Genomic DNA, 20,217 nt, shown 5'->3' with positions numbered 1-20,217 from the left:
TTTTATGAGGCCTGACATGCTATATAATGGGCATGTTAAATGATCTTAAAAACTTGCCCGATGATGTCGATGAACTGAAAGCCATCATTGCAGGTTTGGCGGCTGACCTTAATTCCAAAGCTCTTCTCATTGAGAAATTGAAACATCAATTATCCGGTTTGCGCAGACAGAATTTTGGCGCCAGTTCAGAAGCTCTTGATCAACTGGAACTGGTTCTGGAATGTGAAGAGATTGCGGCGGCGGCGGATCAGCCCCGGGAAACAGAAAACCTGCCTGAAACCCGACGCCTCCAACCAAAACGTAAACCCTTGCCCGACCATCTGCCCCGGGATGAACAGATTATCTCCCCCGAACTGGCCACGGGCGGGGCTTGTGATGGGTGCGGCGGCAAGCTCAAAACCCTCGGGGAAGATATTACCGAAGAGTTGGAATATATCCCCGGTCGTTTCCGGGTCAGTCGCTTTGTGCGGCCCAAATTAGCCTGCAGCTGCTGTGATAAAATCCATCAGGCTCCCCTGCCGTCGCGTCCTATCCACCGGGGCAGGCCGGGGCCGGGTCTCTTGGCCCATATACTGGTGTCAAAATACGCCGATCACCTTCCTCTGTATCGCCAAAGCCAGATCTTTGCCCGGGAGAAGGTCGAGATTGACCGGTCCACTCTTGCCGGTTGGGTTGGCGCATCAGCCACTCTGCTGGAGCCTCTGGCGGAAGCCATCGGTCGCCGTGTCAAAAAGGGCCAGGCTATCTTCGCCGATGATACAACGGTTCAGGTTCAAGCCCCAAAAACAGGTAAGACCAAAACCGGTCGGTTCTGGGCTTATGTCCGCGATGAACGGCCTTATGGCAATCCGGGGGCGGGAGACACTTCCCCTGCGGTATATTACCGCTATACCCCGAGCCGCGAAGGAAAGTGGCCGGCAGAGCATCTGGCAGATTATGAAGGCTGGATGCATGCGGATGGTTATACCGGGTTCAATAAACTTTACGATAAGGGCAAGGTAACGGAGATGGCCTGTATGGCCCATGTTCGTCGAAAATTCTTTGATATCCACAAGTCTTCAGGCCCTGATATTGCCGCTGAAGCCCTGAAACGGATCGCTGAACTCTATAAAGTCGAAGAATTTGCACGGGGCAAGCCGCCGAAAGACCGCAGAGAAATCAGGCAGGCCAGAGCCAAAGTAATCTTTGAGGATTTGGAAATCTGGCTGCAAACCCAGTTGAACGCGTGCAAATCAGGAAAATCCGCACTCGCCGGAGCCATTCGCTATGCTCTCAGCCGCATGAAACGCATGACGCCTTATCTGGAACACGGCTTTTTGGAGTTGGATAATAATACGGCTGAAAGATCAATCCGGCCTATTGCAGTTGGTCGTAAGAATTATCTTTTTATGGGATCTGATCGGGGTGGCAAATCTGCGGCCATTGCCTATACGCTCATTGAAACAGCCAAACTTAATGGCGTTGATCCGAAAGCCTGGCTCACAGATGTCCTCAGCCGTATCGCAGATCATAAAATCAACCGTATAGAAGAACTACTCCCTTGACATTTTAATCAACAATCTCGGATGGAAAGCGCAGCATGAGTATCATCGAATTGAAAATCACATTGAACTATATCCATCCAGCAGTGACGAGAACCCTTAAGGTTCCTGTTAATATCCGCCTTGATCGACTGCATCTGACCATTCAAGCCGCCATGGGCTGGCATAACTGCCACCTTTATGAATTTATGGCGGCAAATATTAATTGGGGGGTGCCAGATCCGGACTTTGGCAGCGATATATTACCGGCTGATAAAACCACATTGTTGGACGTGATAGAAGATACCGGCATCCGAAGCCTGAATTATATTTATGACTTTGGGGATGGCTGGGATCATCAAATCAAGTTGGGCAAAATTATCAATCCTGTACCGGGAGAACTGTACCCTAAGCTTATCGCTTTATCTGGAAAATGTCCGCCTGAAGATGTTGGCGGTCCTCCTGGTTATGAACATTTTCTGGAAGCAATAGCCGATCCGAAACATCCTGAACATAAGAATATTATGGCATGGTATGGCTCAGACTTCGACCCCAATACCCCCGACACTGATGAGTTGAAGCTGGAAGTTCTACAACTGGCCAAAAAATGGAAAACTCGGAAATCAAAGAAATAGAGAAACCGTCTTTCTCCATATCAAATACAAAATAAGTCAAGGGGGGTCGTGGGCAACCGCTTACTTTCTACAGCGTTCTGTTACCTTTTCATTTGGTACCTATATGGTACCTTTTGGATATAGAAAGAGGCTGTGGTCAGAAACGTAAAAAGGCAGTAACCTGTTATGATTACTACCTTTTTTAGTGGTTGCGGGGGCCCGAAGTCTTCAGAAACCCCGGATAGGGCTCTCTCTCCGGATAATGTACGGCTGGAATGTCTTTCTCGGGCGCTATGTGTCTGGTCATTTCAACGGGTCCTAGAATCAGCTTGGAGGTGACCTTGTGGCAAAGTCCCTATCACTACCGTAAAATCACTTTATCTTCTAAATTCTTACGATCACCTTCCCCAATGACCTTCTATCCCGTAATGATATGATGGCATCTGCAGTTCTCTCTAAGGGGAACTCATCACCGATATGCGGAACAATCTTGCCTTTTTTATACCACTCAAATAATTGGGCCATAGAGTTTCTCATAACATCTTTTTTAAACTGCTTGTATATTCCCCAATAAAAGCCAATAAGATTAATATTCTTATCCAGAAGATGATTGGCGGCGACCTGCGGTACATCTCCACTGGCAAAACCAATTGCCAACATACGGCCTTCCAGTGCCATGGCGCGGAAAGACTGCCTAAAGACATCACCTCCAACAGGATCAAAGATCACATTTGCACCCTGCCCCTCCGTAATATCCATAATCTTATCTCTGATATCTTCATGTCTATAGTTGATGGTGAATTGAGCGCCTTTTTCACGGGCTATGGCAAGCTTCTCTTCAGACCCCGCAGTTGCTATCACCCGTGCCCCCCGTAATCTCCCTATTTCAACTGCCGCCAGGCCAACGCCCCCGCCAGCCCCATTAACAACAAGCCATTCGCCTTTCTGAAGTCTCGCCCGATAATCCAGGGCCACATGACTGCTACTATACGCAATGACAAAGGCGGCTGCATGCTCGTAAGGCATATTATCCGGTATGGCCCATAAGAGATCTACGGAGACAGCGACTTTCTCAGCGAACCCGCCCCAGTTGGTCAGGGCTAAAATCTTATCCCCTATTTTCCAATCAGAAACCTGCCTGCCGACCTCAGAAATAATGCCCGCGACTTCAAGGCCAGGACTGAACGGCAGCGGTGGCTTGACCTGATAGGTCCCTTCCACCATCAAACTGTCAGCAAAATTAACAGAACAAGCCTTAACATCTATTATAACATCATTATCCCGGGCTATGGGGTCATCAACAGTTTCAAACTTTAAGGTCTCTAAACTCCCATACTCGCGAATAATAATAGCTTTCATAACGACACCAAAAAACGACGAAAATAACTTAGAGAAACCCCAATTGTTTTTTGGGTCATCCCATAAATAGACCCCTGAATTAATAGTAATGGCTCATTCCTATATTTAACCATGGCTTTTCATTCCGGATCATCTTTTGTAACTGGTTTTAGTTTCCGGTATTCAGGATTACGCTTCAGGAACTCCCAAGCCCAGGCAGAAGAATTTTGACTTTCAATACCGTCATATTTATCGGTTGTCTTGTCTTTTTTGTTGTTATCAGTCATTTTTCAACCTCGTCATTTATAAGTATCTTTCTGGAAACTGAGAGACAGGATAAACTTGTCACACCGTTTCCATCCATCCGAACTTGTCCTTGGCCCGGCCCTCCTGAACATCAAGAAGCTGCTTTCTTAAAGTCTGCGTTATGGACCCCGGGGTTTCTCCGAAGACATATTCCGTCCCGTCAGCTTCCTTCAATGATCTGATCGGGGAGACCACAGCGGCCGTGCCGGTGGAGAAAGCCTCAATATTGTCTCCTTTCAGGAGGCGGGCAATCAGGCCGTTGATATCAATCTTTTTTTCCACGGTCCTGATCCCAAGCTCATAGGCCAGCATGATCAGAGACTGGCGGGTGATGCCGCTCAGAAAGCTATCCTGCATCATTGGCGTATAGAGCCCGCCCTCCATGAAAATAAAGAAGTTCATCAGGGAGAGTTCTTCTATAAAGCGTCCCTCAAGGGGATCAAGCCACAGGCTTGTGGCGCAGTTCAGAGCCCGGGCTCTTTTAAGAGACGCAAAACCCGCCGCATAGTTGCCCGCCGCCTTGACATTACCCGTGCCGCCCAGTGAGGCTCTGATATGCTGCCGCTCAATCAATACCGACATCATCTCCAAAGAGAAAGGGATCGTCGGCGCCGCATGGACGGTAAAGCGATAACTGTCCGAGGGTTCAATACTCAGGGAATAATCATCGCCGTAAAGGGACGGGCGAAGGTAAAGGGCGCTATTGACCTCTCGGGGGATAATATCTTTATAAAGACAGGTGATCATTTTTACCGCCGCCACAAACATCTCTTCTGGCACTGGCGGCATACACAGCCGCTCGGCGGACATCTTAAAACGGGCCGCATGGTGATGGGGCCGGAAGATCTGTGGCTCTTCCTGATCCATCCAATAGGCCTTCATACCCTCAAATATACTCTGGGCATATTGCACAGCTGGGGATCCGGAAGAGACCTGGACATCCGCATCAAACTTCAGCTCAAGCTCAGACCAGGCACCGTTCTCATAACGCGCCGTACAAACAATCGGCAGCACCGCCTTGCCAAAGGTTCGGTCCTTAGGCAAGGTCAGGTTGGCGACGGCATCTAATATTCTCTGGTTGGCTTTCATTAACATTACTTGGTCCTGTGGTTTCCGATCTCAATCTGTTGGCTTTGTCTGTTGCGTTAACGCATTATCTTGTTCATTAAAGTGTTTTAGTCAGCAGTCGTCACCGTTGTGTCCTGTCGTTTAATATTCCACCCGACATCGCCATATTCCACCCGGCCGTTTAATACTCCAATGGGGTGACAGGCTCTAGGGAACCCGCACCCAGTCCTTACCCATCAACGGCTCCCTAGGTTCAGCCATTGACGCTGCGGGAAGAGGCTGCTCTGGTTACAGAATGTGACATTTGTTATTCTCTATATAATCTCCTGCGATAATCCTTTATCTGCGGTAATCCTTTACCTGCCGCCTTGTTGCTGATCATGTTGCCAATCATAATAAGGGGGATATAAGCGCCTTCTTTTTCTGGTATAACTGGTCAGCCAGATCCTGCATAATCCCTTCAAACAACCCGGATGACAGCTGCACTATCAAGATAGCTGCTATCAAAACCATAACCAACGCAATCGGATAGCAAATCCTCCTGTTAATCCCGGCAACTTCCCGTATTTCTCTTGCAGATTCATGTCAGTTTTATCGTTCATCTTCATATCCGCTATAGCCAACGTTATTTTTCTACCCTGGGTACGGTGGTTCAGAGGGAGGCGGCGATGAGCAAACTCTTAAACGTCATTTGTTCTTTTTTCCTTTACAACAAGCACAGTACGTTTTTTCATAATCCTACTCTTGCCATTCTATCTTCACGCCACCTCAAACAAGCCCGCCGCCCCCATGCCGCCGCCCACGCACATGGTGACCACCACATATTTAACCCCCCGCCGCTTGCCTTCTATCAGCGCATGGCCCACCATACGGGCGCCGCTCATGCCGTAAGGGTGACCAATGGAGATGGCACCGCCGTTCACATTCAGGCGATCACCCGGAATACCCAGCTTGTCCCGGCAATAGATAACCTGACAGGCAAAGGCTTCATTCAACTCCCAAAGGCCAATATCATCAATGCTCAAACCATGTGTCTTCAAAAGCCTGGGGATCGCAAAGACGGGCCCGATGCCCATCTCACTCGGCTCCCAGCCCGCAACCGCAATACCCCGGTAGATGCCCAAAGGGTTTAAGCCTCTACGGGCCGCCTCCGAGGCTTCCATAATCACGCAGGCCGACGCCCCGTCAGACAGCTGGCTGGCATTGCCGGCCGTGATAAACTTCCCCTCCTGCACTTCCTGGCCCTGGCTTTGAACAGGGACAAGCTTTTGCAGGTTCGCCAATGTGGTTTGGGGACGGTTGCCTTCATCCTTGCTTAGCAGCACATTTGTCTCGGACCAGTCCCCTGTGGCTTTATCCTGAAGCTTCATCACCGACGGCAGGGGGACGATCTCATCATCAAACCTCCCCGCCTCCTGGGCCATGGCCGTGCGCTGCTGGCTTTGCAGCGCATAGTCATCCTGAGCCTCCCGGCTGATGCCATAGCGCTGTGAGACAATCTCTGCCGTCTCCAGCATGGTCATATAAAGCGCGGGCTTATGTTGTATAATCCAGGGATCCTTGATCACAAACATATCCGCCGTCTGGTTCAGGGAGATACTCTCCACCCCCCCGCCTATGGTGACGGTCATATCATCACAGATGATCTGTTTGGCCGCGATGGCAATGGCCATCAGGCCCGACGCACATTGACGGTCGATGGATTGTCCGGGTACCGTGATCGGCAATCCCGCCCGAATGAGCGCGTTGCGGGCCACATTCATAAAGCTTGAGCCCATCTGAACCGCAGAGCCCATCACCACATCATCCACTTCCGCGCCGTCTATACCGGCCCTTATAATCGCATGCTTTATGGCATGGCCCGCTAAGGTGGGCGCCGGCGTATTATTAAACGCCCCCCGGTAAGCTTTACCAATAGGTGTTCTCACGGTGGAGACAATAACAGCTTCTCTCATGACTTATCTCCCTCTATCTGTATTCAACGTAATGCCCAAGGCCTTGGCCGACAGTTCCACAAACTTGTTGGTTTGTTCAAAAGCCGCCGCCATTTCTGTCTGGCCTTCGGGATTGCTGATAGTTGCCCAGTTTTTAGCCACGTCATCCACCGTCGTCTCTTCCCCGCCCAAGAAAACCCCAGGGGTCTCCGAGATGCGTATTACGGAGAAACTTCCGGCCCCGGCCCCCAGAATCGTCTTGCTCGGGGCCTCATCACTGACGAGATATAAGGCCCCCGGGGCCACCAGCTTTGGCGCCATCAGGGCTTCGACCTTCTCTGGGAGTAATCCGTCCAGCATCCTCGTTGCTGCCGTGGGGGCCAGGCAGTTAACCCGGATGTCATATTTAGCCCCCTCATGATGCAGCACATTCATCAGGCCGACCATGGCCGCTTTAGCGGCCCCGTAGTTGCTCTGGCCGAAGTTCCCGAACAGGCCACTGGATGATGAGGTCAGCAGGATACGGCCATAGCCCTGCGCTTTCATGATATCCCAGACCAGCTTCGTGCAGTTCATGGTGCCGAACAGATGTACATCCACCACCTTCTGGAAGTCCTCCGGGCTCATCTTGCTGAAGGTCTTGTCTCTTAAGATACCAGCATTATTAATCAGGATATCTATGCGTCCCCATTTGTTCATGGCCTCCTCAGTCATCCCTTTAACCTGATCATAGTCAGTGATGTCTGCCGTGCTGGCGATCGCCTCACCGCCAAGGCTGCGGATTTCTGCGGCGACCTTTTCTGCAGCAGAAAGGGCTGCAGCGGGTTGAGCGGCGGTAGGTTGATTGGAGGCAGGTTGGTCTGCGGCAGGTTGGACGGTGGCTGGTTGGGCGGCGGTAGGTTGAGCTGCAGTAGGTTGGGCGGCGGCTGAATCTCCACCAGAACCGTCTAGTGTCCCCCCAAGGTCATTCACCACCACCCTCGCCCCAAGCCCCGCCAAAGCCAGGCAATATTCCCGGCCAAGGCCGTTACCGCCGCCCGTCACAAGGGCGACTTTGTCTTTAAATGTAATCGTCATATAAATTCTTTCTGCCTAAATATTTTTTTGAGTGTTTTTTCTGGATATATTGTTGGATGTTTTCCTGGATAGTTTATTTTATGGCTTATGCCATTATCACAAGGCCAAGATGTTCGGCTATAAAGCCCGGCTTATCCTGTCTTTCGATTTCTAGGCCTTCGATCTCCAAGATCGTTTCACAGGTGATCAGATACTGTCCGGCCTTACGCTCCGTAACCGCCTTGATGCTCAACCGGCCTCTCACTCGGCTGCCCACCGGCACCGGGGCGATAAAACGGGTTTTATTAAGGCCGTAGTTCAATATGGAAGACACCCCGTCAATTGGCGGCATCAGGTCAAACTGGAACTTGGAGATCAAGGACAACAGGAAAAACCCGTGGACAATCGTACCGTCAAAACCCGCCGCGCGGGCTTTGGCCGGATTGATATGGATAAACTGATGATCCTCGGTCAGTTGTGCAAACTGATCAACCTTCTTCTGTGTCAGCTGGACCCATGGGGAAACACCGATTTCTGTGTCGGTGAGGTTTATTAAGTCGTCAATGGTTTTAAGCTTGGTCATATTAAGTTCTCATTGTTGAATATCCATTCAAAAAAATATCGTCGATCTATTAATCCGTAATGATCTGCACGGCCTTTAGCCGGGTATATGGATCCAGTCCCCGCCTGCCGCCTACGGCCCCATGACCGGATGCACCGAACGGTTCTTCTGTTAAGGCGTTAGGTGAGGCGCCGCCGCCGGCAGCCGCTCGGATTTCCACTGATCCAACCTCAAGGTCCCGCGCCAAACGCCGGGCAAGGCCCAGGTCTTTTGTCCAGGCCGTAGCAGCCAGGCCATAGCTCACATCATTGGCAAGTCTAATCGCCTCCTCATCGGTCTTGAAGCTGATCACCGACATAATCGGGCCAAAGATTTCTTCCTGGCAGATACGCATGGCATTATGGGCATTATCGAATATGGCGGGCTGTATAAAACACCCGTCTTCAGGCATCTCGCCCCCCGTAACAATAGTTTGTAAATTGGCCCCTTCTTTCTTGCCCACATCAATATAACTGCGCACATTGTCAAACTGCTTGCGACTGGCGATGGGGCCAAAGCTGGTTTTCTCATCCAACGGATCGCCAATGGTAAATACATTCCTAGTCTCTTTACGCATTAAGTCCAAAACCTGTTCTTTGATACTCTCATGAACAATAAGGCGTGTCCGGGCAACACAGAGCTGACCTGTGTTCATAAAGGCATATTGTGCCAAGGTGGCGCCCAAGTCTTTTATATCAACGGCATCCTTAAAGACGATCTGGGGCGACTTGCCGCCCATTTCCAACATCACAGGCTTGGCATTGGACTGGCCGGCATAGACCATTAACTGGCGCCCTACCTTAGTGGAGCCGGTAAAATGGAGTTTATCCACATCCATATGTTTTGCCAATGCTGCGCCGGTACTGATCCCCCGGCCCGGGACAACATTCAAGACACCCGGCGGAAGACCCGCCTCACCCCCGATTGCAGCAAGGCGCAAGGCCGAAGAAGGTGCGATCTCAGACGGCTTGACAACCAAACTATTGCCCGCCGCCAACGCGGGGGCTATGGCCATCATCGCCGTCATCAAAGGATAGTTCCAAGGAGAGATTACCCCCACGACCCCGCGAGGGAGCTTATAGGTCATGGCCAGCGTAGTTACCGCGTCCGCCGGGGCCACCTCTCCATATATCTTGTCGGCCAGCTCTGCGTTATACCGCATATAGCTAACCGCCATATCCACCTGTTCCAATGCCATAGAAATAGGCATGCCCATCTCCAGACAATCATACAGCGCCAGCTCCTCTCTGGCAGCTTCAATTTTATCTGCCAAAGTTATCAAGAGAATTTTGCGTTGTTCCGGCGCAAAATATTGCCACTCGCTACGAAAAGCCTTACGTGCAGAAATCACCGCCCGGTCAATATCATCCGCTGAGCCATCGGGGAATTCCGCAAGCTTCACATTATTGGCAGGATTCTCTGTGGTGAATACATCCCGGCTGGTTGACGTGCCATAATCCCCGCCGATGAAGGGCCGGGATTCAAAAGCTACCCCGCTGGCACGGTCATTCCATGTGTTCGGCTTTAAAGCATCAGTCATATTTAACCTCTTCTATTTTACGGGCTAACGGGAGAACCTTAGTTACCAAAGCCATCAAGAACTTAGCTTCCTTTAAAGTTTAAACTATTTACTTCCTATCCAGATAATTCGGTCAGCAAGACGTACCAATATTGCAAATTGTCATAAAAACCTTTCACGGGAATACGTTCGTTTTCCCCGTGGGCAAACGAATTAACGCCCATAAAGACGCCATCAATGCCATAGGCTGGCATGCCGGCCTCTCGATATCTGTTACCTTCCGTTCCATAAGGCGCCATAAAAGGAATGATTTTAGTGCCGGGATAAAGGGTATCAACAGCTTTGCGTAACGCCTTGCTTACGTCATCCCTCAAAGGCGATGCTGCAATCGCTTCAGAATGATGTGACGCCCGCCATTGAATAGTGTCGTTATCAATAGCCTTTTTAAGGGCATCGAGCGTTGCATCCATAGCCTCTCCCGGAAAGATGCGGCAATTGACCGTTGCCGTAGCAGACTGCGCAAGAGCGTTTGCCGCATGGCCCGCTGACAACATCGTTGCCACACAGGTGGTGCTAATATAACTCGACATATGGGACGAAGCGTTGCTCAGAATGTCTTTGGCCCAGGGGTCATAAGGGTCCTCCGCATATCGGCGCATAGCCTTTGCTATATCACCCGTTTCAAACTCACTGGCCGCTTTTAAAGATCGTCTTGTCAGTTGATTTGATTGAAGCGGGAACTTAAAAGCTTGAATTTTCTTCAAGGCATCAGCCAGGTCATAAATGGCGTTATCTTTGCGCGGCAGAGAACTATGGCCCCCGGGATTGGACACCGTCATTTCATAATTAACTGGAATTTTCTCCCCCACTTGCAGAAAATAAGCTTTTGCGGATCCGTCTTCTGCCAGATCACCCCCACCAGCATCAGCAACAAGCACAAACTCAGCATCAATAAGGCCCCTGAAATCACGAATAAGGGTTTTAGTTGTGCCCATGCCCGTTTCCTCATCGCCCGAGAAGGCAATGATCAAATCACGTGTTGGGACAAAATTCTCTGCCTTAAGGCGCAGAAAACTGATGGCCAGTGCCGTAACGCCTTGTTTGTCATCGGATACCCCGCGCCCAAAGAAGTAGCCATCTTCTTCAATCAAAGTAAATGGATCTCTTTCCCAGTCCTTTGGCAGGGCTTCCACCACATCCATATGCGCCGACAAGAGAATAGGTTTTTTACCCGATGAACCATCACCGCGGTACCGCACCACTAAAGCCGCCGTATCTCCCATTGGCAGAAGATGGATATCCTCCTCCGCAAAACCACCTGCCTTAAACTCTCTGGCCAAATACTGAGCAAGCTTTGGCACTTGACCATGACCTTTTGCCGTGCGTAGCGAAACGGCTGTTCTAAATATCTCTAGCGCTTTATCCGCAAAAGGTACCCTGTCATCAGAACAGCGGGCTATGGCAGGCGTCATCAGCATTGATAAGGCTATTACAGTACTGAGTATTGTTTTCTTAATCATGTGGCAGGCCCTCCTTGTGAAATCTTGCAGATTAATTCTGTGAAAAGAATTGCCCTCATTACTTTATTCTTCTCAAGTCACTAAGATCCTTAGAACCATGAGACCTCATCACATGGGCCTCGACACATTTTCCAAGCTTAAGTTCCGACAAAGCGTTGACGATATGGACCAGAGTTGGCAGCTCCTCCCATGTGGATTTGCGAAACTGAATGGCGGCTGTTTGCGCAGCCATAGCCTGATCAAGCTTAACATTGGGCCACACGTCTGGAAGAAGGGTGGCATACTCAACATCTGCTTCACCAGGAACACCGGTTTTGGGAATGTACTTATAACTAAGGCTTCCCTCTGAGGCTCCAGATTCCGGCAGATCAGAAGCTGGTATTTCTTTGAGATCTAACAACTTCAAGGAGGCGAATTCACAACCATCCCAACTGGCCCGGCAAACCACATCATTGCCGGTAAACTGAGGCTCAGGGATTTCACAATAAACTTTAGCTATACCCAAATCCTCACGGCCTGTGATAATAGGGTCAGCTTTATTTTCCCACATCACCAATGTGAAGTCGCCGTGTACCGTTTCCTCTTTTCCATGATAAGTTGCCGGGATCGAAACATCAAAGGTATTATAGCCTCGTCCTGCCAACCACTCTATCTCTGTAATATAACAGAAGGTCAGCGTTACTATACTGAAATCACGCAAGGCAAAACCCGGCGGCAACAATTTTTCCAATTGAGACTTGTCAGCCTCAAACTTTGCTTGAATAATAACATCTTTTGATGTCTCAATATTCGCATAACGCCTGCCGTCCAGCCCCTGCCGAGGGCCCAGTGACGGGCCAAAATGGGTCGGCATACGGTAATATTTGTCGGGATGAAATTCGTAAGTCATTAATCTTCTGTTCCTAATTATTAATATTTAATTGTAATTTATTTTTACTCTATGAGCACTTCACACGCCAACGTGCCAACAATTGCGATGAAATGCTCTACCACCTATCATTCTGGATGCCCCATTTTCTTTATCAGCCTCTTTGCATTACCGCCCAACAAAGCTTGTTCCACATGAGGCTTAAGGCCGAGGTCTTTCCACTCTGAGATCACCCGCGCGTGATCCATCACCGGCCAGTCGGTGCCGAAGAGTATTTGCTGTGACAACACACTATTCATAAAGCGGTGCATCACCTCCCAGCCGCTGCCCGGGGCACCAACATATTTGGGGGATAAGCCACCGAACTCCATATAGACCTGAGGATGCTTGCGGGCGACGGCAACCATCTCGGCAATCCACGGCCAGCCCGCATGAGAAGCCACGACGGTCAGGTCCGGAAAATGGCAACATACCTCATCAATAAGCATGGGGTTCTCCCCGGCCATCGGTTTGTTCATGGTGTAATTTACCCCCGTATGCAGCGCGACCAACAGATTATGCTCTATGGCCTTGGCATAGATCGGATAGAGCAGCTTGTCATTTATGGTCATCCCAAAAAAAGCTGGTTGAATAGACAGGCCGATCATGCCCCTCTCGGCACATTCCGTAACCTGCCTCAGAGCGTTTTTTATACTGAAGTCCTTCATGCTGATGGTCCCAATACCGCTTAAGCGGGCCGGATATTCGTTGACCAGATCTGCCACGGCCTGGTTTAAAGCATCCGCCGGATCTCCTACTTCATATTCAGCATGAACAACCGCATGATCAATCCCCGCAGCTTCCATCTGCGCCAGCAATGCCTCTGTCGTCTGTGAGGCCCCAAACTTATCACTTGTCCCCAGGACAGCGTCATACTGCAGACTATTCTCTTTAGGGACTTCTATATCCGGACGCAAGGCCTCCGGCAGGCGGACGCGGAAGTCGATTATCTTGTGGCTATTGTCTGTCATATCATTACCTGATGTTGTGATTGTGAGGTCGTGGGATTATCTGTCTGGTTCAAAGAGCGTTTTTTAAGCGTAACTTTATCGACCTTGCCCACGGGCAGCATGGGCAGTTCGGCGGTGAGAATAAAATGCTTGGGTATTTTATAATTGGCGAGGCTTTCCTTGCAGAAGGCCTGCAACATCTCTCCCGTCGCTTCGCACCCGGGTTTCAACTGGATATAGGCGGCGCCCACTTCCTGATAGAGCGGGTCCGGCACGCCGACGACCGCCGCCATATCCACAGATGGATGACTTTCGAGTAGCAGCTCTATCTCCCGGGGATAGACATTATAGCCGCCCGACTTGAACATATCCGACATACGCCCGATAAGTGTGATGGCCCCATCGTCCCGCAGGTAACCCACATCCCCCGTATGGAGCCAGCCATCATGGGTATAGACATCGCGCGTCGCCTCAGGGCGGTTAAGATATTCCAGCAGGAGATAGTCCCCCTTGAACTGAAGCTCGCCCTGCTCCCCTATCTCACAGATCTTGCCTTCTGTATTAACAATCCGGCAGGGCATATAGGGACTGGGATGACCGATGGTGTCCCGCAATTGCTCTAGGCTGGCATCATCCCGGCTATACGTCGTATTGGCCGCCGTTTCTGTCATACCGTAGACATTCATCAGGCGCGGGAACAGTTTCTGCAGGCGTATAATGGTTGGCTCCGGCATAGCTGCCCCGCCCCAGATGAATAGTTCCACGCTGGTAAGGTCAGTTTGCTTAAAGTCAGGGTGGTCCAATAACATCAATATCATGGTTGGCACACCGCCCAATAGGGATATGCGCTCGGCGGCGACCGTTTTAAGCACCAGTGTTGGATCAAACCGCTCCTGGAAATATATAGTTCCGCCAGCCACCAGAATAACGCAGCAGGTATCTGCAACGCAGGCCACATGATTGATCGGGAAGCTGCAGATGATACTGGGCTGCGTGACCTTAAAGTGCTGGTTCTGTGCTGTGGCGCCAAAGCATAATCCATAGTGGGACAATAGCGCTCCCTTAGGCCTGCCGCTGGAGCCCGAGGTATAGACCAGTAAAGCCGGATCCATAGTATCAACGGCACTGATGCTCTGTTGATAAATATCCCGTTCTATCTGTGCTGCCCCCTCAAGGAAAACCCCATAGGACATCGCTCCCGGCATGGGTTCTGTTAGGGCAATCGCCTGCTCCAGAAAGTCAAACTCTGATAATAGGCTACTCACCATAGGGCTATAGTCCCGCCCTTCAAATTCCGCCATGGCGAACAGGCGTTTGGGTTTGGCATCCCCGATTATATATCGGCATTCCTCAAGGCTGTATTTAGGGTTGAGCCCCATCCAGATGGCGCCAATACTTGTGGTGGCTAGAAATATAACCCAATATTCAGGCCGGGGCGTGCAAAGCGTTGCCACCACATCGCCCTTCTTGACCCCCATGGCCAATAAAGCCTTGGCGCAGTGATACACTTGATCCTGCAGCTCACCGTAACTTATTCGCTGATCGCCATAGACAACCGCCTCTCGCTCAGGGGTTTCTTGTGTATATTTAGTTACGTAATCGCAAATGCGTGTATAGACTCTTATCATCGACATTTTGTGCCTGTCATTTAGTTAATTTGAAGCAAGTAATTCAGATTGCATATCTGTCATTTAGGTTTCCTGCTCCCACATCCGCCATGCGGCCAATCACTTCTACAGAACTGCGGTGTGTGGGGGGGGTAATTTGCAGAACTTCATGTGGCGTTAGGCCGCCGAAAGCTAATGCCTGCGATTCCCAATGATAACCAAGGCCTGTAAGGTTTCCGTGACTGCCCACACCTATCTTCCCACCAGCCCTAAATATCTCACCACCGACGGCAGCGGCCTTGTCAAAGATATACTCGCTTTCATGCAGCCATAAACCTTGAGTGACTCGGTCTTTAATGAATTGACGTAGATGGATTTTACCATCCAAGGAAATTACTAGTTTTTGACTGTTTGGTGTAAAGCTGTAGCCTGGTACAAAATCCTGTGATGCGAAGGATCTAGGTTCCCTGTCTATCTGCGGAAGAAGTTTCTTCTTCTCGCCTATTTGCAAGTCACGCTGCCGTAATTCCGTATAGGCATTTGTGCAGGTTATATATACCAGTAGCTTTCCATCAGAAGACACCCGTGGCCGCATGGCCTTTTTGAAGCCCCTAATGTGATACTCATCCTCTCTTGTTTCTAGGTTCTTCCGGATAATATTAGCTTTGCTTGAATCGATACCGATCATTTGACTATAAAAAAGGTGGGTGCCGTCCGGCGTTGGTTCAGCCCCTATATCCCATGTATGTTTTTGCTCCAAACCTGTTATCTGAACGCCACTGCCGCCATTCTTATGGTACATCCACACATGAAGCTCACCAAAAACAATATTTAACTGCCGAGACACGCAAACATAGTCCCCATCAAGAGACGTGAACCGCTGCATCTCGCTTTCATGAGTGAGGGGCTGTGGGTTTGTCCCGTCAGCATTGACCATCCATAAGTTTTTGCTACCGGAGCGGTCACTGATGAATGCGGTCCATGTGACATCAGGTGAAAAAACAGGCTGTGCATCAAACGCCATGCCCTCTAAAATCGGCTTTCCCTGTCCGCCCTCAATGTCAAGCACATATAAATAACCTAACAGATCAAAGACAATGGTCTTACCGTTGGGTGATACATCCACCGACATCCAAGTGCCTTCATTCGTTTCAAAAGATACTTTACGGTCCGCCTTAAGCGGTAATACCGTATCAGGAGCAGAATTTGAAGATGCTGCCCACACTTCAACCGGAAGACTTACCCCACCCATCACGACAGTGATAAGGGAGAACAGCACCTGTTTATTAAATTTGTAATACGACATGTTTGGCCTTCAAACCTGAGTATTTTTTCAGAGAGGATGGGGCGGTTATTTGGGGTCAACCTTCAGCGTGGCCTTCATATCCTTCATCAGGTCACGGGCCTTCTTTCCTCCCTTAAACGTTTCTAGACGCATAGGTATAATCCGGCGCGGGTAGTGGTTGTTTTCGGTGTCTGCATCAGCGGTTTCCAGATCGGGGTCGACGAGAATGTACTTGATTTCCTTGTCCCTGATCAATAATTTTTTAACCTGACCGGGCGTGTTACGCCATATTTCCGCCGGCAGTTGAATCCGTTCCATACTGCCGTCCGTATAGGTCAGGCGCAGGATAATGGGCATAACCAGCCCGCCCTTGTTGGAGAATTCGAGAACATAATATATCTTATCTTCCTTGAGCGCGCGCTGGAACACCTGTCGTTCGATCTCATTGAGATCACTAAGGAAATCCTGATATTGATTGCGGTTCTGATTGCTGATGGTAAAGAGGTCATTTTCATCATAAAAGCCTTTCAACCATGGCTCGCGCAGAATACGGGGCGCTCGACCCTCTGCGCGGTTACGGCGGACAGTCACGGCTTCGGGCTTGCCAGCCTGTTCCTCTTGTCTGCGCACAAAATCAACGTCGGGATTTTTGGTATCAAGGAGTAAGGCAGACACACGGTCCAGTGAAATATCAACATGATCCGTTGAATAAAACCAGCCGCGCCAAAACCAATCCAAATCAACGCCAGAGGTTTCTTCCATCACCCGAAAAAAGTCAGCTGGTGTCGGGCGCTTAAACTTCCATTGAGCGGCAAATTTTTTAAAGGCAAAGTCAAACAGGTCGCGGCCCATAATGGTTTCACGCAAGATCGTTAACGCCACCGCCGGTTTGCCATAATAGCTGTAATAGCGGCTGCTGTTTGAATTAGTCATAATAGGCACCTGCCCGGGCGAGGTCATGTAAGAAGTAATAGCACCCGGCTCGCCCCGTTTCCATTGATAGGCACTGGCGTCCGGGTTCCACTCATATTCAGCCATCAATTGTAGGAAACTGTTCAACCCTTCATCCATCCATCCCCAACGTCGTTCATCCGAATTGATAATCATGGGAAAATAATTATGGCCAACCTCGTGAATAATTTCCCCGATCAACGTTCGTTTAACAAGGCGGGAATAAGTATACGTACCATCATCTTGCTTTGTGGGACGGGGGGAATTAAACCCGATCATCGGATATTCCATAGCCACCACATTCGGGCCATTCACCGCCTGCGCCACCGGATAGGGATAATCAAAAGTGAAACGCGAATATACCTCAAGTGTATGTGCCACTGCAGCGGCGGCGAAAGGGGTCCATAGTGCCTGCCCTTCTTTTGGATAAAAACACATGACCATCACCAGCGGCATGTCCTTGCTCGCCTGTTGATGACCCATGGCGTTCCAGATGAATTTGCGAGACGAGGCCCATGCAAAATCCCGAACTCCTTTCGCTTTAAAACGCCAGGTTTTGCGTTTTCTTGTACCAGCCTTTTCATTTTCCAACGCCTCTTGCGGGGTCACAATGAAAATCGGTTTTGTGGCTGTGCGAGCTTGTTTAAGACGGGTGCGCTGTATCCTGGTTAAGACGTCACCTGCATTTTGCAGCTCCCCCGTTGCTGAAACAACATGATCCGCTGGCACGGTAATGGATACATCATAATTACCAAATTCAAGGGTAAACTCGCCACGGCGTATAAATTCCTTGTTATGCCAGCCCTCATAATCAGAATAGGCAACCAAACGCGGGAACCATTGTGCGATAAGGAAAATATCATTGCCGCCTGAGTGTTCGTCTTTCGAAAAAGTTTCATAACCGGAACGACCGCCAACGGCATTGGCTTCGAATATAGAAAAGGACCAACTCACTGAAAAACGAAAACTGCTTCCGGGTTTCAAGGCCTTGGGCAGGTCAATGCGCATCAGGGTGCCCACAATGGTATAGGGCAGTTTCGTGCCGGACGCGGTCGTCACAGTCTGTATACGGTAGCCTAATTGATGGTCATCCATAAATTGTTGGCGCCTTAAGGTCTTGAGGTTGATTTTACCGGGTTTGGTTTGGGTCGCTGCCGTTTCGTCGCTAGGATAGCCGCCCCAGTTTAGCCCGGCGAAATCACTGGACTGTTCACCCAAGGCATCGTCCCGGAAACGGTTTTGGCCCAATTCCAACCAGATATATTCCAGTGTGTCCGGTGACTTGTTGTGATAACTGATCCGGACAGATCCTGCGATATCGCGCTTATTTTCATCAAGCTGGACGTCTATTTTATAATCGACCTGTTGCTGCCAATACCCCGGCCCGGGCATGCCCGATGCCGTCCGGCGACCGTTGGGGGTGGGCAGAATTTCTTCCAATTGGCGGAATTTATCATCAAATATGGAGTTGGTTGGTCCAGCCGCAAAGACTTGCCCAAAGACCATCATGGAACAAATCAGAACTGTTGTTATTTTCAAAACTACTTTTATCATGAACTCACGTTCCTTTCTGCTACACTTTGGGGTGCTTCTTCCGTGATAGCCATTACCCTTGCTTTAAACGGCTTGAGCGCAAAAAAGAGAACCATCCCCCCAATGCTGTAAGCTGATACCCCTACCGTCAAGATCGACGACCCCACGGCCATGTTGTCCTTAAAAACATAATCCGTGACCAATGCCACAATCAGCGGGCCGAAACCAAAACCGACGAGGTTGACCAGCAACAGAGTAAGTGCTGATACCTGCGCCCGGATAAACGAAGGGGTCGCCATCAGGATAACGGTTGGGAACAACACGCTGTATGTCGTTTCGAACAGATAAAACAGCCCAAGTATCCCCATTTTCATCTGAACATCCGGTATATAAATAAACAGAGAAACTAGCAGAATCATAGGAGGCAAGACCCCAACCATGATTGTAAACGGTGCACTGCGCAGCCCTTTACCGTATAAAAAGTCAGCAAGCCATCCCGCCACAAGCCCCCCGGTAATGGCCGGTATCAAATAAAGCGTACCTAGCGTGACACCTGCTGTCGACGGGCTCCAGTCATGAACCCGGATAAAATAATTTGGCACCCATGTCGCAAGGCCAAATCCGGCAACATTGTTGATCGCACAGCCCAAAATGAACAGACCGTAAAAAGCTTTATAGCCCCAGAAATATTTCAAAACCTCCGCAAATGTCATCGCGTCAGATTGTGGTTCATTTGCCGTGCCAGCCTGCAGGGAGCCTAATTTCTTATGATGGCGTTTTGGCTCAGGCATCCACGACAGCGGGATTATCATCAGAAAACTTAAGCCGCCAACTGCCAACAGCACAACTTGCCAGGAACGCATTTCCCCGATCAAAGGGACATACAGCGTCCCTATCTGTTCAACAAAACCAATCACCATCCCGCCAAAAACCAGCGACAAACCACCGCCTGCCAACCCGGCCAGCGCAAAAATGCTTATCCCGCGGGCAAGTTTATGGGGTGGAAACAAATCGCCGATCATCGCATATGCGGCTGGTGTCAAGGCGGCCTCGCCCAAACCTACTCCCATGCGGGCCATAAAAAGTTGGGAAAAATTACGGGCAAAACCACATAAAATAGTCATTAGGCTCCAGAAAAACACCCCGCCAATGATCACATATTTACGCACCCATAAATCAGATAACCGTCCCATTGGCACACAGGCCGTTGTATAAATGATAGCGAAGGCAAGGCCCGTTAACAAACTGACTTGCGTATCACTGATCTGTAAATCATTTTTAATCGGATCAATCAGCAAAATCAAAATTTGTCTGTCCATAAAGGAAACCAAATAAGTTAGGGACAAAATAGAGACTGAAATCCATGCCTGACCCAAAGGGGGATAGCACCCTTTCATATTGTTATTATTTTTCATTTTTGTATACTCTATAAGTTATAGATATATGATCAGGGTTATTGCGCGACACATGAAGCTGCATTTTGTAATTTGCCTTATGCGGTTATCATA

16 protein-coding genes are annotated in these 20,217 nt (G+C 49.7%); 2 read left to right on the top strand and 14 right to left on the bottom strand.

Going from position 1 to position 20,217, the window contains the following annotated elements:
* Positions 1-32 precede the first annotated feature (32 nt).
* Positions 33-1,544: an IS66 family transposase gene (gene tnpC / locus FIV45_RS02645; RefSeq protein ID WP_099470721.1), complete on the top strand. Its 1,512-nt coding sequence runs from the start codon at positions 33-35 to the stop codon at positions 1,542-1,544.
* A gap of 35 nt (positions 1,545-1,579) precedes the next feature.
* Positions 1,580-2,155, top strand: coding sequence for a plasmid pRiA4b ORF-3 family protein (locus FIV45_RS02640; RefSeq protein WP_099470718.1), 576 nt, complete (start codon positions 1,580-1,582; stop codon positions 2,153-2,155).
* Positions 2,156-2,518: 363 nt separating this feature from the next.
* Here the strand turns inward: FIV45_RS02640 and FIV45_RS02635 are convergent, their stop codons facing one another.
* The 14 genes from FIV45_RS02635 to FIV45_RS02575 form a co-directional block, all read right to left on the bottom strand.
* On the bottom strand, positions 2,519-3,493 hold the full coding sequence (locus FIV45_RS02635) for an NADPH:quinone oxidoreductase family protein (RefSeq protein WP_099470719.1): 975 nt from the start codon (positions 3,491-3,493) through the stop codon (positions 2,519-2,521).
* Positions 3,494-3,612: 119 nt separating this feature from the next.
* Positions 3,613-3,759 carry a transcriptional regulator domain-containing protein gene (locus FIV45_RS18395; protein WP_165776841.1) on the bottom strand — a complete coding sequence of 49 codons (147 nt, stop codon included), beginning with the start codon at positions 3,757-3,759 and terminating at the stop codon, positions 3,613-3,615.
* A gap of 58 nt (positions 3,760-3,817) precedes the next feature.
* Positions 3,818-4,873 carry a branched-chain amino acid aminotransferase gene (locus tag FIV45_RS02630; protein WP_099470720.1) on the bottom strand — a complete coding sequence of 352 codons (1,056 nt, stop codon included), beginning with the start codon at positions 4,871-4,873 and terminating at the stop codon, positions 3,818-3,820.
* Positions 4,874-5,604: 731 nt separating this feature from the next.
* On the bottom strand, positions 5,605-6,801 hold the full coding sequence (locus FIV45_RS02625) for an acetyl-CoA C-acyltransferase (protein ID WP_139932298.1): 1,197 nt from the start codon (positions 6,799-6,801) through the stop codon (positions 5,605-5,607).
* Between the two features lie 3 nt (positions 6,802-6,804).
* Positions 6,805-7,857 carry an SDR family NAD(P)-dependent oxidoreductase gene (locus FIV45_RS02620; RefSeq protein ID WP_139932297.1) on the bottom strand — a complete coding sequence of 351 codons (1,053 nt, stop codon included), beginning with the start codon at positions 7,855-7,857 and terminating at the stop codon, positions 6,805-6,807.
* Between the two features lie 85 nt (positions 7,858-7,942).
* Positions 7,943-8,419, bottom strand: coding sequence for a MaoC family dehydratase (locus tag FIV45_RS02615; RefSeq protein WP_139932296.1), 477 nt, complete (start codon positions 8,417-8,419; stop codon positions 7,943-7,945).
* Between the two features lie 49 nt (positions 8,420-8,468).
* Positions 8,469-9,977 (bottom strand): aldehyde dehydrogenase family protein, encoded by a 1,509-nt coding sequence (locus tag FIV45_RS02610; RefSeq protein WP_099471958.1) that lies wholly within the window; start codon positions 9,975-9,977, stop codon positions 8,469-8,471.
* A gap of 95 nt (positions 9,978-10,072) precedes the next feature.
* The gene (locus FIV45_RS02605) at positions 10,073-11,476 is read right to left on the bottom strand and encodes a M20/M25/M40 family metallo-hydrolase (protein WP_099471959.1); all 1,404 of its coding nucleotides are present in this window, start codon (positions 11,474-11,476) and stop codon (positions 10,073-10,075) included.
* A 58-nt stretch (positions 11,477-11,534) separates the two neighbouring features.
* A complete protein-coding gene (locus FIV45_RS02600; RefSeq protein WP_099471960.1) occupies positions 11,535-12,365 on the bottom strand; it encodes an acetoacetate decarboxylase family protein in 831 nt (276 codons plus the stop codon).
* A gap of 107 nt (positions 12,366-12,472) precedes the next feature.
* Complete coding sequence (locus FIV45_RS02595; protein WP_139932295.1) at positions 12,473-13,354, bottom strand: amidohydrolase family protein; 882 nt, start codon at positions 13,352-13,354, stop codon at positions 12,473-12,475.
* Complete coding sequence (locus tag FIV45_RS02590) at positions 13,351-14,967, bottom strand: class I adenylate-forming enzyme family protein (RefSeq protein ID WP_139932294.1); 1,617 nt, start codon at positions 14,965-14,967, stop codon at positions 13,351-13,353. Before FIV45_RS02590 ends, FIV45_RS02595 begins: the two co-directional genes overlap by 4 nt.
* A gap of 37 nt (positions 14,968-15,004) precedes the next feature.
* A complete protein-coding gene (locus tag FIV45_RS02585; RefSeq protein ID WP_099472860.1) occupies positions 15,005-16,246 on the bottom strand; it encodes a TolB family protein in 1,242 nt (413 codons plus the stop codon).
* A gap of 45 nt (positions 16,247-16,291) precedes the next feature.
* On the bottom strand, positions 16,292-18,730 hold the full coding sequence (locus FIV45_RS02580; RefSeq protein WP_099472858.1) for a M1 family metallopeptidase: 2,439 nt from the start codon (positions 18,728-18,730) through the stop codon (positions 16,292-16,294).
* Complete coding sequence (locus FIV45_RS02575) at positions 18,727-20,124, bottom strand: MFS transporter (protein ID WP_099472855.1); 1,398 nt, start codon at positions 20,122-20,124, stop codon at positions 18,727-18,729. The genes FIV45_RS02580 and FIV45_RS02575 overlap by 4 nt, the downstream gene beginning before the upstream one ends.
* Between the last annotated feature and the right edge of the window lie 93 nt (positions 20,125-20,217).

It is taken from the genome of Paremcibacter congregatus (assembly GCF_006385135.1).
GTDB classification, from domain to species: domain Bacteria; phylum Pseudomonadota; class Alphaproteobacteria; order Sphingomonadales; family Emcibacteraceae; genus Paremcibacter; species Paremcibacter congregatus.
Note: the sequence above shows the minus strand (reverse complement) of the source record. Positions and strands in the feature narration are given on the sequence as shown.

Excerpts from the sequence above, each read along its gene's own strand:
- FIV45_RS02625 (WP_139932298.1), bottom strand. The coding sequence starts at position 6,801 with ATGAGAGAAGCTGTTATTGTCTCCACCGTGAGAACACCTATTGGTAAA.
- FIV45_RS02605 (WP_099471959.1), bottom strand. The coding sequence starts at position 11,476 with ATGATTAAGAAAACAATACTCAGTACTGTAATAGCCTTATCAATGCTG.
- FIV45_RS02640 (WP_099470718.1), top strand. The coding sequence starts at position 1,580 with ATGAGTATCATCGAATTGAAAATCACATTGAACTATATCCATCCAGCA.
- FIV45_RS02575 (WP_099472855.1), bottom strand. The coding sequence starts at position 20,124 with ATGAAAAATAATAACAATATGAAAGGGTGCTATCCCCCTTTGGGTCAG.
- FIV45_RS02615 (WP_139932296.1), bottom strand. The coding sequence starts at position 8,419 with ATGACCAAGCTTAAAACCATTGACGACTTAATAAACCTCACCGACACA.
- FIV45_RS02635 (WP_099470719.1), bottom strand. The coding sequence starts at position 3,493 with ATGAAAGCTATTATTATTCGCGAGTATGGGAGTTTAGAGACCTTAAAG.
- FIV45_RS18395 (WP_165776841.1), bottom strand. The coding sequence starts at position 3,759 with ATGACTGATAACAACAAAAAAGACAAGACAACCGATAAATATGACGGT.
- FIV45_RS02580 (WP_099472858.1), bottom strand. The coding sequence starts at position 18,730 with ATGATAAAAGTAGTTTTGAAAATAACAACAGTTCTGATTTGTTCCATG.
- tnpC (WP_099470721.1), top strand. The coding sequence starts at position 33 with ATGTTAAATGATCTTAAAAACTTGCCCGATGATGTCGATGAACTGAAA.
- FIV45_RS02595 (WP_139932295.1), bottom strand. The coding sequence starts at position 13,354 with ATGACAGACAATAGCCACAAGATAATCGACTTCCGCGTCCGCCTGCCG.
- FIV45_RS02630 (WP_099470720.1), bottom strand. The coding sequence starts at position 4,873 with ATGTTAATGAAAGCCAACCAGAGAATATTAGATGCCGTCGCCAACCTG.
- FIV45_RS02585 (WP_099472860.1), bottom strand. The coding sequence starts at position 16,246 with ATGTCGTATTACAAATTTAATAAACAGGTGCTGTTCTCCCTTATCACT.
- FIV45_RS02600 (WP_099471960.1), bottom strand. The coding sequence starts at position 12,365 with ATGACTTACGAATTTCATCCCGACAAATATTACCGTATGCCGACCCAT.
- FIV45_RS02610 (WP_099471958.1), bottom strand. The coding sequence starts at position 9,977 with ATGACTGATGCTTTAAAGCCGAACACATGGAATGACCGTGCCAGCGGG.
- FIV45_RS02620 (WP_139932297.1), bottom strand. The coding sequence starts at position 7,857 with ATGACGATTACATTTAAAGACAAAGTCGCCCTTGTGACGGGCGGCGGT.
- FIV45_RS02590 (WP_139932294.1), bottom strand. The coding sequence starts at position 14,967 with ATGTCGATGATAAGAGTCTATACACGCATTTGCGATTACGTAACTAAA.